Here is a 13,551-nt window from a genome sequence, read left to right as displayed (position 1 = left end):
AGGACTTGAGCTGGGGAAACACAAAGGACTTGAATTGACCGAACTTTTTAAAGCGCGGGAACCCGTATCCCCGTTTCTGAAAAGCCTTCCAGGTATCGTGCAGTCTACGAATCGTAGTTTGCAACACCTGGGAATGGACCTTACCCAAATGTGGGAATTGCTTCTTAGCTTTGGGCAGGTTGTTTTGCTGACGGTGATAAGACGGAAACGGCTCATCGGCGGGAATGATGTATTCCTTCTCCAACGAGCATCGGTCTACCGGACACTTACGCGAAGCAATCCAGTCTTTGAGTTCGCGCAAAGCGTAGTTATACACGCCTCTGCACGTCTCAAGCCACTCCAGCAGTTGAGCCTGCTGCGCGGCATCTGGATAGATCCGGTAGGTGTAGTTCATTGTCAGCATAGTTGTAGTCTACCACAAGCTATACAAACTGGTAAATGCTTGTCTCATCCCCATCGAGGGGAATCGACTTCTCAAGGGGTGTCCATGTATCCCGACGCTCACCTTTCAGGTAGAGCGCGGGACTTATAGCCCCCCGAGCCCCTATCAGTTAAACTCGCTTATTTTATCAAGTTTTGCGCGTCCCTTTAACGGTTGGGATCGCGCTGAGGGGCGATCGCGTCCCCGTTTCCCGTTTCCGAGGGCGATGCCGACTCCGATGCCGACTCTGAGGGAGAAATCAGTTTTTCGGGGGGAATTGTCGGCGCCGGCGTCGTCTCTGGAAACGGTTCGGGTTTAACGGGTTCGTCGAAATCCGGTTCGGATAAATCGTAATGACGCTCGAAATATTCCGGCGTTCCGTATTGGCGAGCGGGATCGGGGGTTTTTACGGGAACTTCGTCCCAGGTTTGCTGTGGTGTCCCTGGATTCAACCAACCGCCCCCGTCTGGGGATTGCGGTTGTGAATTGCGATTTCCGGTGGCGTTCCCTTCTGCATTTCTCTCGTCGGGTTTGGCTTCTAAGCTGATTTCCCGCGTTTGCAAGTTGGGCAATTCGGGAAAGTCTTCCACAGGAAACTCGGGGGCGATTTGCGACATAAAATCGTGCCAGACGGCGGCGGCGGTGCCGCTACTGCCAAAGGTGGGGGCGTTGTCGTCGTTCCCCAGCCACACCCCCACCGCTAACTGAGGGATATAGCCGATAAACCACAAATCTCGCGCCTCGTCGGAGGTTCCGGTTTTTCCCGCTACGGGGCGATCGCTCAATTTGGCCGGTCTTCCGGTTCCCCCACTCACCACTTGCTGTAACATCCAAGTAACGATGGCCGCACTGTCGGGATCGACGGCTTGGTTGGGTTGGGCTTGGGTTTCGGCGTCGTACAACACTTCGTCTTCGGTATTGACAATGCGGCGAATTCCCGTCGCCGGATAGTGTTTGCCCTTGTTGGCAAGGGTTCCGTAGGCGTTGGTCATTTCCAGCAACGTCACCTCAAACGCCCCTAACGCCAAGGGATAGACTTCTCCTAATTCTGATTCGATGCCCATCGCTTTGGCCACTTTCAGCGTCGGTTCGAATCCCACGTCTGCCAAGACTTTGACAGCAATCACGTTGACTGACTGCGCCAAGGCGTCGTGTAAAGGCATCGCCCCGGAATAGCCGCCGCCGAAGTTTCTCGGTTGGTAGCCCTCGATGAGGAACGGCGTATCTTCGTAAATATCGTAAGGGGAAAATCCTGCCGCGATCGCTGCGCTGTAAATAATGCCTTTAAAGGTCGAACCCGGTTGTCGCAAGGCTTGGGAGGCGCGGTTAAACTGGCTGACTTGAAAATCCGTTCCGCCGATTAAGGCTTTAATTTCGCCGTTGCGAGAATCGATCGCCGCTAACGCCGCTTCGCTAAACCCCTCCATCGCCCCTTTCGTCGCCACCGCATCTCGAACCACGGTTTGGGCGAGTTCCTGCCATTGGGGATCGAGGGTGGTTTCGACGATTAACCCCCCTTTTTCGATTTGTTCGTCGCTCAGGTATTTGGGGAGTTCCTGCCGCACGAAGGTCGTAAAATAGGGCATCCGCATCTGCAACCGCTTCGGCAGACGGGAATCGAGAACCAGAGGTTCTCGCATGGCTGCCCGCGCCTCGGCTGCGCTGATGTATCCGGCTTCTGCCATGTCTGCTAATACTTCGTCCCGTCGCTGTTTCGCCAGTTGAGGGGAGTTGAGGGGCGAAAAGTCGCTGGGGGCGGCGGGAAGTCCGGCAATTAGGGCAATTTCGGAAAGGGTCAGTTCCTTGACGGATTTGGCGAAATACACCCAAGCGGCATCGGCGACGCCGTAAGCCCCCGCCCCGAGATAGACGAGGTTGAGGTATTTTTCAAGAATTTCGGCTTTGGTAAAGCGTTCTTCGATGCGCTGCGCCAGTCGCGCTTCTCGGAGTTTGCGATCGAGCGTAATATCTTGGGTGAGAAAGACCATCCGCGCCAGTTGTTGGGTGATGGTACTGCCCCCTTCGACCCAGTTTCGCGCCCGTAAGTTGGCTCGGGCGGCGCGGGCGATCGCTTTATAATCGATGCCGTCGTGTTCGTAAAATCGTCGGTCTTCGGCGGCCAGAATCGCTTGAATTAACCGTTTTGGCGCGTCTTCGAGTTGCAGTTCGTCGTGGGTGACGGGGCCGGTTTGCTGCAAAATCGACCCGTCGGCGGCGAGAATCGTCATCGTCCCGCGACGGGCGAAGGTGGCGACAGTGTTGGGATCGAGTCCTTGGAGACTGCGATCGATCGCCTCGAGTTTTCGCAGTCCCCAATATACCGTTCCCCCCGCCACCCCCACGAGACTCAGTGCGATCGCGCCAAATATCCACCATCTGATTTGGGAACGAGACGAGGGCGGGGGCGGAGAGGAGAAGGTTTTATCGAACATTGGCTTACGTCAGATGGCAGCCTGTCCGATGGCGAGTCCCGTCACCAACATTCCCAACACGAGGAAGGGTTGGGCGCTGGCTTGGTATTTGACATCGTTTTCGAGGGGATTCCGCATGAAATACATATCTTGGAATGTAATTTGAGGAATCACCAGCAACATTAACAGGACGGCGTAGAGGTTTTGGTGAATGCTGACGAGATACGCCGCGATTCCGGTTTGGAAAATGTCGATCGACAGGACGCAAATCCAGGCGGCGGGCATGATTCCGAACATCACAGGCAGGGATTTCAGCCCCAGTTGGCGATCGCCTTCGACGCTTTTAAAGTCGTTGACGATGGCGATGCCCAATCCCGCTAAGCTGTAGAACATGGTCAACACGACGATAGTGATGTTGAGTTCCCCAAACAGGGCGTGACCCGCACACCAGGGTAAGGTGATGTAGCTGGCACCGAGGGCGTAGTTCCCCAACCAACCGTTTTGTTTGAGTTTCAGCGGCGGCGCGGAGTAGATATAGGCTAAAAACGCCCCGACGACGGCGACGGTGGTAATGGTGGGAAACTCGTTTTGCGCCCAAACATCGAGGCCGTAAGCCAGGGCGAATCCGGCGATGAGTAACACCAGGATTTGCGTCACCACCTGGGGAACGGAAATCGCACCGGAGGGAATGGGGCGATAGGGTTCGTTGATGGCGTCGATTTCGCGATCGTAGAAGTCGTTGAGGGTTTGGGTGTAGCCCGTCATCAACGGCCCGGACAGCAGCATACAAGCCGCCGCCATGAGAACGTTTTCAAGGGTCCAAGTGTACGATCCCGAGGAGGCCGCACCGCAGACAACCCCCCAAATGAGGGGAATCCAGGTGATGGGCTTCATCAGTTGCAGGCGAATTTTCCAGATGTTCTGTTCTCCGGCTTCTGCGCCTTTCATCCCCAAAAGCTGACGGGCTTTTGCGCCTCGTGCTTCCGGTTGGGGCGCGTTCTCGGGCGCGTTTTCGGTCGGTGACTGTGGCGTGGGTGGGTTAGACATACGAACTGTTTGCGATCGTGAACTTTGCGTGTGGTTTGAGAGTTTCAATCCATTATGCAGGCGATCGACCCTCGAGTTTAAACAAATCTATTTTATTTTTGTGTTATTTAAAAATATATGTTATAGTAAAAGATTGTGTTTTACTTAAACGTTTCCCTTGAACCCACATCGAGAAGGAAAAGCCCAATTCGAGATCGGCGAAGCCTTTTACCGCCAAACGAGTCAAGTGGGGCGAGATTTAGCGGTTTTGGCGGCGCGGTTGGAAAGGATCGATCGCGGGTCGTTGCGAGTTCTCGATAGCATGGCCGGATGCGGAGTGCGATCGCTGCGCTACTCCTTAGAAGCGGGCGCCGATTGGATTTGGGCCAACGAAGGAAACCCGGACATGGAAGCGGTGTTGCGCCACAACCTCAAACCGCTGTTCGACGCCCAACAAATTAAACTCACCCACAACGACGCCAACCGCGTCTTTTTCCACTGTTACACCAACCGCGACTATTACGACTTAGTGGATGTAGACAGTTTCGGTTCTCCCGTCCCCTTTCTCAACACCAGCCTTTGGGCGACGCGCCTGGGGGGATTACTGTACCTTACCAGCACCGACGGACGCACCGCCACCGGCCACGCCGGAGACCAAAGTTTACGGGTATACGCCGCCGGAACCCGCGCCCACCCCAGCGCCCACGAACAGGCGTTACGGCTGATTATCGGTGCCACTCAGCAGCAAGCGGCGACGAAAGGCTTGGGCGTAGAACCCGTGTTTTCGCTGTTTTCGGGTTCCGTATATCGGGTGATGTTGCGCCTGCTGAAACGCCAGCGTCTCAACTCGCAGAATTACGGATTTTTGGGCTACTGTCACAGTTGCGGCGAATATCGCACCTTATCTTGGAACGATTTCGGGCGCGTTTCCCCTTGTCCCCAGGATGGAACGCCTTGGGTCGTCAGCGGCCCGATGTGGTTGGGACCCTTGCACGATATAGCCTATTTAAAACGGATGCGATCGATCGCCGAGTCTTGGGGATGGAGGAAGCGAGTGAAGCTGTTGGAAATTATGGAAGAAGAAGCGGAGTTACCGCCGTATTTTTATAAGCTAGGAATTCTTGGGAAGCGATCGAACGGCGACCTTCCCCCGCGAGACGAGTTAATTCAGCGGTTGCGACAGTGCGGCTATCGAACCGGACGGACACATTTAGAGTCTCAGGCGATTAAAACCGAGGCGAATCTTGAAACCTGCGTTTCTCTTCTGGTGAGCGATCGATCTTCAGTCGGAACGCCTGAGACGTGAACCTTTATCGATCGATCTGATACGATTTGGCTAACAGCCCAGAAAACTCCACCAGGCAGAAGAGTATCTCGTTCCTTTTTTTGTTGACGGGTTCTGTCCAAATTTTAATATCGAAATTAAGTGTCAGGAGTTACTGACCCCGCGCTAAAGCGACGGGGCTATCAAACTCCCGAGTTATGCTCGTATGGACGGCGGCCAGCGGGATTCAGGCGGCGCATGTGGTGTTAGAGGATTGGAGCGATCGACTCGATGCTTGGAGCCAGGGCGGTTAGGACTTCACTACAGAGACACAGAAGACACAGAAAATTTTGGAGATTCGGCGAGGATCTTCGATCGGCGAGTCGATCGACCTCAAAAAAAACCCCGGTATTGCCAAAATACCGGGGTGGCTTTGCTGTGTTGAGAGCCAGTTTTAGAGGAATTTAATGAGGAATTTCAGGCAGAGTTTCGCGTTCTACGCGGATTTCCACATTTGTTTGACTTCACCGGGCATGACTTCGGTAATTGCGGCGATGCTGCTGTCAGACAAACGGGCTTTCAGTGCGGCGAAAACGGCGTTGACGACGGTTTTCACATCTTTATCTTTGGGAAGTCCGCCTTCTTGCGCCACCCGGAACAGGAAGGTTTCGCCGTCGTACTCCAGAGGGCGACGAACGCGGCTCAACCCGGAGGTGACTGGGTTGGTGTCTTTCCACAAGTCCACCATTTCCGCGTCGGCGTTTTGCGAACTGCTCAAATCTTCCGCGACGCCCTTGGCGGCGTCTGTCGTCATTAAGTCGCGCATGGAGCGGAACACGACTTCGGCTAAGTCTCTGGCGTCGTAAACGTCTCCGAGTTGAGCGCGATCGCTCACGGCTTGAGAAAACGGAGCGGGCGTTGCGGCGGTCATAGGCGAACCTCCAGGGGTTGAGCTGCGGAAGTGTGTCTTCCGGTCTTACCGTAACACACTGTAAACAATTATTGCAAAGACTTGACAAATATAGACTTTGCTTTCAATTTGTTGACTCCCATTGTGTCATCGCCTCACCGCAACTGTCATCTATCCCGAGAGATATTGCTTTCGGGAGATGGGAACCCGCTACAAGGGGAGTCGATCGAGATCGCGGTTGGAACCGATGACCACCATCACCAAGCCTTTCTTCAAGCTGGCGGTGGGAGCGGGGTTAATTTGCAGGTTGTCTTCTTGTCCAACAGCTAAAACGCTGATACCGTAAGACTTCCGCAAATCCAACTCGGCGAGGGTTTTGCCCTCGAACTTCTCGGGAACGGCAATTTCAACGATGCTGTGGTCGGGATCGAGTTCGAACTGATCGAGAATGCGAGGACGAGTCAGCGATCGCGCCAGTTCGCACCCCATCTCTCGTTCGGGAAACACCACGCGATCGGCCCCGACTTTCTTCAACAGCTTCACGTGAACCTCGGAAGAGGCTTTAGCGACGATATGTTTGACGCCGCCTTCTTTGAGGTTCAACGTCGTAATAATGCTTTCAGCAAGATAGTTTCCAATGGCGACGATGACGATATCGAACTCGAACAGTCCCGCTTCTTTCAACGCCGAGGGTTCCGTGGTGTCCAAACAGACGACATGATCGGCGATGCGATCGGTTAACGCCTGGTTGACTAACTTTTCATCGCGATCGACCGCCAACACTTCGTATCGCAAGCCGTGTAACGTCGCGCACACCGCTCGTCCGAACCGTCCCAACCCCACTACCGCAAACTGTTCGTTTTCCGGTTGCCAGTTTTTCAAGAAATTGAACGATGATAAATTCACACTCAACATCCTCAGTCACATCCTAGAATTCAATTAAAGCAAATCTTGAGAATACAAGACCGACTCTCGATCGTAAACCTTTAGGCAAAGTTTGTTCTTAGATACCCGCCATCTTGGAGATACCGGGAATCTGGCAAGGCTCCTAACTCCATAATCATCCAAAAAAATTATTTATTCCTTTAAAAAATCTTGGAATTTCCTCAATTTATCCCACCAATAAATCCTCATCGGGATAATCGATCGAACTCGGTTTCGGGTCTCCCAGAATCGCCGCCATCAAAATCAAAATTCCCACCCGTCCGATATACATAATTGCCGTAATCACCAACTTTCCCAACATCGAAAGTTTTGCCGTCACCCCCATCGACAGCCCCACCGTCGCAAAAGCAGACACCACCTCAAACACCAATTGAACGAACTCCAACTCGCGCTCCGAAAAAGCTAAAATCATCGTCGCCAAAACCACCGTCGTTATCGAACCCACGACTACCGCAATCGCTTTTAAAATCAACTCTACCGGAACTGTACGCTGATAGAGAACCACATCTTCTCGTCCTTGCAACACCGATTGCGTACAGTTCGCCAACACCCGAAACGTCGTCGTTTTAATTCCGCCTCCCGTACTCCCCGGACTCGCACCAATAAACATTAACGCAATCGTCAAAAACAATCCCGCCGTCGTCATTTGCCCGATATCAATACTATTAAACCCGGCGGTTCGCGTTGTCACCGACTGAAACCAAGCCGCAATGACTTTCTCGCCAAAGTCTAACCCTTGAAGCGTCTGAGAATTATAAAGCTCAGTCGCAAAAAATCCCAGCATTCCGGTAATCAATAAAAATAACGTCGTGCTGGCAACCGTTTTGACGTGAAGGGAATAATGAAACCGTTTTTGGTTTTTAGAAAAAAAGTTTATCGACCAAAAAAAGAATTCCATAATCGTTTGATAGCCAATTCCACCCAAGATAATTAATACGGGAATCGAGAAATTTATCCAAGGGGAAGCAACATACCCCATCAAACTATCTGAAAACAAACTAAATCCTGCATTATTAAACGCACTAATACTGTGAAAAATTGACTGCCAAATTGCCTCACGAAAACCAAACTCCGGTACAAACGTCGCCAACAAACAGAACACGCCCGTCAGTTCGATAACTACCGTCATACCAACAATCGATTGAATCAGTTGGGACACGCTGGACAACCCCGCTGAATCGAGAGATTCTTGCAAAGCCACTTTGTAGCGAACGCGGAATTTTCGCCCCAGCAACAACAATAAAAAGGTGGTGGCGGTCATGTATCCCAAGCCCCCCACCTGAATCAACAGCAAAATCACCAACTGCCCCCAAAACGAGTAATAGCTTCCCGTATCGACGACAATTAAACCCGTGACGCAGGTGGCGGAAGTGGCGGTAAACAACGCCGTTACGAAATTGTTCCAAGTGCCATCAGCGACGGAAATCGGAAGCATTAATAACAGCGTTCCGATGGTAATTACCCCGAGAAAGCCGAGGCAAATGGTTCGCGCAACAGTCATAGAAAAGTTCGGTTAAATCGACGGTGTATCTCAATATCCTACAGGTGTCCTTGCTGTGCTTCGATCTGTCGCACGACGGTTAACGCCGAATAGCTGACGCCTGCGGTGCCTTCCCCGGGATGGGTGCTGTCTCCTACAAGCCAGAGATGGCGGACGGGGGTGCGGTTGGCGAAGCCAAACGGTCCGAAGGTGGAAATTCGCTGTCCGATTCCGCCGACAACGCCCGCTTCTCGTCCGGTAAATCGGGCGAAGGTGCGCGGTGTGGCGGCTTCGACGTGAATTAGGGTATCGGGAGAAAGGTTGAAATACTGTCCGAGACGATCGATCGCCTGGTTCGTATATTTTTGTTTGAGCCCGTCGTAATCGTTGCAGTTCCACCACTTGCGCGTATCGGTAAAGGACGAAGCGATAATGGTGGCGCGTCCCTCGGGGGCCCGTCCGTCGCCGGGACGACTGACGGAGACGAAAAGGGAGTTGTTTTCGGCGATGGGACCTTTGGCGTCGTAAAAAAATTGTAGGTGCGGCGGACAGTTGGGAGGAATCGCCTCGGCGTTGACGCCGAGATAGACGACGAAGGCGCCGGAAGCGGGGGGAAGTTTTTCGACGCGATGGCGATATCCCTCCATTGAGGGGGGATTGTCGAGGAGGTTGACGAGGTTTTGGACGGTGACGTTTCCGATGACGATCGCGGCGGGTTCCTGGCGCACTTCTCCGGTTTTGGCGTTGCGGACGCGCACCCCGGTTACGCGGTTGTTTTGGGTGGCGATCGATTCGACGGTATGGCGCATTTGTAGGGAACCGCCGTATTTTTTCAAGGCTTCGACGAGTCGATCGCTCAACGCCTGCATACTGGGTTTGAGGTGATACAGTCCTTGCGGCGTCTGGGAAACGCCGAGAGCGGTGGCGGCGTACAGTAAAGCTGTCTCTTCGGCGTCCACCTGGGAGTACAGTTTGAGTTGGAGGTCGAGAAAGGTCCGCAGGCGCACATCGTCCTCGAGTCCCAACCCGCGTAAGGCGTCGCCAACGGTCAAAAAGGTAAAAGGAAGCGTCAGCAGGGTATCGGGACGAACGGCGCCAACCAGTTGGGTGAAATCCCAGAGGTTACGCGGCGGAAGGACGGGATCGCGGGATTGAAACGCCCAACTCCAGCGAAACAGGTTTTCCATGAGTCGCCAGAAGGATTCGCTACCGGGAAACTGTCGCTGTCGTTCTTCTCGCCAGCGATCGCGATCGCGCCAGAGGTTCACGGGTTCCGTTTCGCCGGGAAGGTACACCGCACAAGCGGGATCGCAGGGGGTGGCTTCGGGAAGGTCGATGTCCAGTTCCTTAAAGATGCGGTGGTGGATTCCGCCGGGTTCGAGTCCCGCCACTTGCGTCGCCCCCACGTCGAAGGTGAAGCCCCGCCGCTTGAAGGTGGAGGCGCAACCGCCGGGAACGATCGCCAAATCGAAGACGGAAACGGGATAGCCTCGTTTGGCTAGAAGGGCGGCCGCCGTCAGTCCGCCGATACCCGCCCCGATGACGACTACGGGAGAATTTGTCATCGATTTTTAAGGAATTCTTATTTAATTTACATTTCTTAACAGTTATTGTAGCCTAGGATAAGAGTAGGAGTTTTACTCGATCGATCTCAAAGTTATCGGACTCAAAGTTGAAATCTCAATTTATTGGCATTTCAATTTATCGGATCGATCGGTAACCAAAATTTTTCTCTTCAGTCCCCAACACCAATCGCGCATGACTTCTACCCTCCTCAGTCCTCCATCTACCGCCCCCCTCAACGCTCCAACCATTCGATCGTTTCCCGGCGGTTTGACAGTCATCGCCGAACAGGTTCCCGTGGAAGCCGTCAATCTCAGCTTGTGGTTGAACGTGGGGGCGGCGGTGGAACCCGACGAGATCTCGGGAACGGCGCACTTCCTCGAACATATGATTTTCAAAGGAAGCGATCGCCTGCAAATGGGCGAGTTCGAGCGTCGCATCGAGGAACGGGGTGCAGTGACGAACGCCGCCACCAGCCAGGATTACACCCACTTTTACATCACCAGTGCGCCCCAGGATTTCAGCCATCTGGCGCCGCTACAGATGGACGTGGTGATGAATCCTCAAATTGCGGACGATGCCTTCGATCGCGAGCGTCACGTGGTTTTAGAAGAAATCCGCCGCGCTGGAGATAGTCCCCGTCGCCGTCTGTTTCAACAGACGAGTTCGTTGGCGTTCGAGGAACTCCCCTATCGTCGCCCCGTCTTGGGTTCGGAAGCGGTTATCGAATCCCTCGCCGCCGAACAAATGCGCGAGTTTCACAATACCTGGTACCATCCGCGATCGATGACGGCGGTAGCAGTGGGAAACCTCCCAGTCGAACAGCTCATCGACACCGTAGCTGAGGGATTTTTCCAAATTTCCCGCCACGACGACGCGGGAGTGGGAACCGTCAACGATGCGCCTCCGGAATCGCCCTTTACAGAGGTGACGCGGCGAGAGTACGTCGATAGCAGTTTGCAACAGGCGCGGTTGTGTCTTCTCTGGCGGGTTCCGGGGTTGAACCAGTTAGCGGAAACCCACGCCCTCGATGTCTTAGCCACGATTTTAGGTCAAGGACGCACCGCCCGTCTGATTCGGGATTTACGGGAAGAACGGGGGTTAGTGACGCGAATCGGCGCGGGAAACCTCAGTTATCGAATGCAAGGGGTGTTTCAGGTGTCGGCGCAACTTCCCCCGGAGAATGTTGAGGAAGTGGAAGCGGCGATCGTGCGTCATATTGAAGAGTTACACGCTGAACCGGTGTTGGATTCGGAGATCGATCGCATTCAGACGCAAGTGGCGAACCGCTTTGTTTTTGGGAACGAACGTCCGAGCGATCGCGCCAATTTATACGGCTATTTTCAAGCGTTAATCGGCGATTTAGACCCGGCGATCGGCTATCCCGAAACCGTTCGCCGCTTAACGCCCAAAGATTTACAACAGGCCGCCCAACGCTATCTTTCCCCCAAAGCTTACGGCGTCGTTATCGCTCGTCCTGAATAGTTTCTAAAATCGTTTAAATTCCACAATTTCCCAAGCTTTTCCCGAGTTTAATCCATAAGATCCCCGGCATCTTGAGAGATGCCGGGGATCTGAAGTTTAGCGAGAAGTTCGGGATTTTTTGTCTGTGTTAAAATCTCAGATAAACCGACCGATGTTTAATGTCAGTTCGGGTGGCGCGTTGGAGCGACATTTATGGTTCTCGACACGACAGTTCAAAAAACTTCTCTAGAAGACTATTTCAACCTTGAAGAATCTTCAGAAATCAAACACGAATATCGTGATGGAGAGTTGATTGAAATGACGGGAGGAACGACCAATCACAATGCAATTGTGGTTGCAATGGTTGCCTATCTCTTTTTTGGGCTGCAAGGTAAAAACGCACAAGTCTTTTCCGGTGATGTGCGCCTGTGGATTCCCCAACACAACCTCTTCACTTATCCCGATGTAATGGTGGTTTCTGGGGATGTAGAATACTATGAAAATCGCCAAGATACAATTTTAAATCCGTCTGTTATTGTGGAAGTCTTATCGAAATCGACGAAAGCTTACGACAAGACGGATAAGTTTGATTATTATCGATCGCTCCCCAGTTTCCAAGAATATCTCGTTATCAACCAATATCGCTATTCTTTGGAGCAGTATGTTAAAAGAGATGAAGGAAAATGGTCGATTACGTATTACGAATCGGAAGATGATGCGTTAAATTTAGCCTCGATGGATATTGAGTTAGCGTTGCGAGACATTTACGCCAACGTTAAGCTTGAAAGTTCCGAGCTGTAGGTTGTGTGAAGGAACGAAACCCAACTTCTAAACTGTCTTTTCTTTGGTTGTTTTATCAAGCAAATCTAATTTGCCTGGATTTCTAAGAATTTAAAAAACGTAGAATTTACACAGCTATTATTCAAGTTTAATAAATCCAGTTCAAATGGGTCATTTAAATATTTGTTCTAATGCTGATAGTTTAGAGGCTTGGAATGGTAATTCTGGACATTCCAATATAGAAGATAATAACAAAAAAGTAGCAACACAAATATTGAATCTGTATTACGTGCGAATAAATTAGAAGCGGTATCTAAGTTAGTTGACCTGGGTTTAACCTCCGAACAAATTGCTGAGGCTCTCGATTTAACTTTAGATGACGTGCGGGAAGCGATGGAATGAAATTGAGAGTTTAATTGAAATAAAAACGGTTGGAATGTTGGGTTCCGTTCCTCCACCCAACCTACGATATTGGTGTTTTCGAGGATTCAATTACACAAAAATCGCAACTGCAAAATGGATAGACTAAAACAGTATCGAGAGTTTATCAAAGAAATTTTACACGAGTACGATCGAATCGTTTCTCAATCTCCCGAACCCGGTGTAGAAAGCGTTTTATCCTTTGACGAAGAACACGATACCTATATTTGGCTTCAAACAGGCTGGGCGGGAGACGAACGAGTTCGAGGAATTGCCATTTGCGTTCGCCTCAAAAATCAAAAAATTTGGATTGAAGAAGACAACACAGAAACGGGAATTGCCAACGATCTCCTTGAAAAAGGAGTTCCGAAAAGCGACATTGTTTTAGCCTTTCACGCGCCAGAAACCCGTAAATTGACCGGGTTTGCATCCGCTTAACCGCACCCGTTCCAACGGACAAATCGCCCTCAACCCCGCATCGCTAATTCTGCTTCCTAACTGAGCGATTCAATCCTAACCGTCCCTCCCTCAACAACATCAATTTGAACATTACAGCCATAGAGTAAGCTCATTCCGACTAATGGATCGCTTTCTGAGGCCGCCACGTCTACAATTTTGCTTTGTCCGTTCCAAATGACGGTAGCGAGGTACATATCGAAGATGACGTCACTGCCATCAGCTAATGTCCCGTAGTCTCGAAAACTCCAAGGTAAATTAATCGCTCTTATTGTCGATAGCGGCAAGGATAAAAAACCTGTAAAACCTGTATCGATAACAGCATCCACCATTTGCTTTGGAGAATCCAAACCACCAACAGCAATTCGCACGATCGCTTCGCGATTTTCATTAACGAACCCTAACATCATT

The 13,551-nt window shown here is 51.8% G+C and carries 12 protein-coding genes; 4 read left to right on the top strand and 8 right to left on the bottom strand.

Annotated elements, in window-relative coordinates; genetic code table 11:
- The 3 genes from ACP5D4_RS10550 to chlG all read right to left on the bottom strand — a co-directional run.
- Positions 1 to 403 (bottom strand): RNA-guided endonuclease InsQ/TnpB family protein (locus ACP5D4_RS10550; RefSeq protein ID WP_428011587.1); only part of this gene is annotated, 403 nt, incomplete at its 3' end.
- A gap of 185 nt (positions 404 to 588) precedes the next feature.
- On the bottom strand, positions 589 to 2,853 hold the full coding sequence (locus tag ACP5D4_RS10545) for a PBP1A family penicillin-binding protein (protein ID WP_428011586.1): 2,265 nt from the start codon (positions 2,851 to 2,853) through the stop codon (positions 589 to 591).
- 9 nt (positions 2,854 to 2,862) lie between these two features.
- Positions 2,863 to 3,879 carry a chlorophyll synthase ChlG gene (gene chlG, locus ACP5D4_RS10540; protein ID WP_428011585.1) on the bottom strand — a complete coding sequence of 339 codons (1,017 nt, stop codon included), beginning with the start codon at positions 3,877 to 3,879 and terminating at the stop codon, positions 2,863 to 2,865.
- 157 nt (positions 3,880 to 4,036) lie between these two features.
- Between chlG and ACP5D4_RS10535 the strand changes: the two genes are divergently transcribed.
- Positions 4,037 to 5,164: a tRNA (guanine-N1)-methyltransferase gene (locus ACP5D4_RS10535; RefSeq protein WP_428011584.1), complete on the top strand. Its 1,128-nt coding sequence runs from the start codon at positions 4,037 to 4,039 to the stop codon at positions 5,162 to 5,164.
- 454 nt (positions 5,165 to 5,618) lie between these two features.
- Here the strand turns inward: ACP5D4_RS10535 and ACP5D4_RS10530 are convergent, their stop codons facing one another.
- The 4 genes from ACP5D4_RS10530 to crtD form a co-directional block, all read right to left on the bottom strand.
- Positions 5,619 to 6,053, bottom strand: a complete 435-nt coding sequence (locus ACP5D4_RS10530) for a DUF2267 domain-containing protein (RefSeq protein ID WP_428011583.1) — start codon at positions 6,051 to 6,053, stop codon at positions 5,619 to 5,621.
- 189 nt (positions 6,054 to 6,242) lie between these two features.
- Positions 6,243 to 6,938: a potassium channel family protein gene (locus ACP5D4_RS10525; RefSeq protein WP_428011582.1), complete on the bottom strand. Its 696-nt coding sequence runs from the start codon at positions 6,936 to 6,938 to the stop codon at positions 6,243 to 6,245.
- Positions 6,939 to 7,143: 205 nt separating this feature from the next.
- Positions 7,144 to 8,478: a TrkH family potassium uptake protein gene (locus ACP5D4_RS10520; RefSeq protein ID WP_428011581.1), complete on the bottom strand. Its 1,335-nt coding sequence runs from the start codon at positions 8,476 to 8,478 to the stop codon at positions 7,144 to 7,146.
- Positions 8,479 to 8,516: 38 nt separating this feature from the next.
- Positions 8,517 to 10,022, bottom strand: a complete 1,506-nt coding sequence (gene crtD, locus ACP5D4_RS10515; RefSeq protein WP_428011580.1) for a C-3',4' desaturase CrtD — start codon at positions 10,020 to 10,022, stop codon at positions 8,517 to 8,519.
- 193 nt (positions 10,023 to 10,215) lie between these two features.
- Between crtD and ACP5D4_RS10510 the strand changes: the two genes are divergently transcribed.
- From ACP5D4_RS10510 to ACP5D4_RS10500, 3 genes are all read left to right on the top strand, one after another.
- Positions 10,216 to 11,505, top strand: a complete 1,290-nt coding sequence (locus tag ACP5D4_RS10510) for a M16 family metallopeptidase (protein WP_428011579.1) — start codon at positions 10,216 to 10,218, stop codon at positions 11,503 to 11,505.
- Positions 11,506 to 11,697: 192 nt separating this feature from the next.
- Positions 11,698 to 12,285 (top strand): Uma2 family endonuclease, encoded by a 588-nt coding sequence (locus ACP5D4_RS10505; RefSeq protein ID WP_428011578.1) that lies wholly within the window; start codon positions 11,698 to 11,700, stop codon positions 12,283 to 12,285.
- Between the two features lie 495 nt (positions 12,286 to 12,780).
- Positions 12,781 to 13,122 (top strand): XisI protein, encoded by a 342-nt coding sequence (locus ACP5D4_RS10500; protein ID WP_428011577.1) that lies wholly within the window; start codon positions 12,781 to 12,783, stop codon positions 13,120 to 13,122.
- A 56-nt stretch (positions 13,123 to 13,178) separates the two neighbouring features.
- On the opposite strand, the gene ACP5D4_RS10495 is transcribed toward ACP5D4_RS10500, so the two are convergent.
- Complete coding sequence (locus ACP5D4_RS10495) at positions 13,179 to 13,550, bottom strand: clan AA aspartic protease (RefSeq protein WP_428011576.1); 372 nt, start codon at positions 13,548 to 13,550, stop codon at positions 13,179 to 13,181.
- Position 13,551 lies beyond the last annotated feature (1 nt).

Origin of the sequence: Baaleninema sp., assembly GCF_049974805.1 — a bacterium.
In the GTDB taxonomy this organism is placed as follows: domain Bacteria; phylum Cyanobacteriota; class Cyanobacteriia; order Cyanobacteriales; family Geitlerinemataceae; genus Baaleninema.
This window is presented reverse-complemented; position numbering and strand designations above follow the sequence as displayed.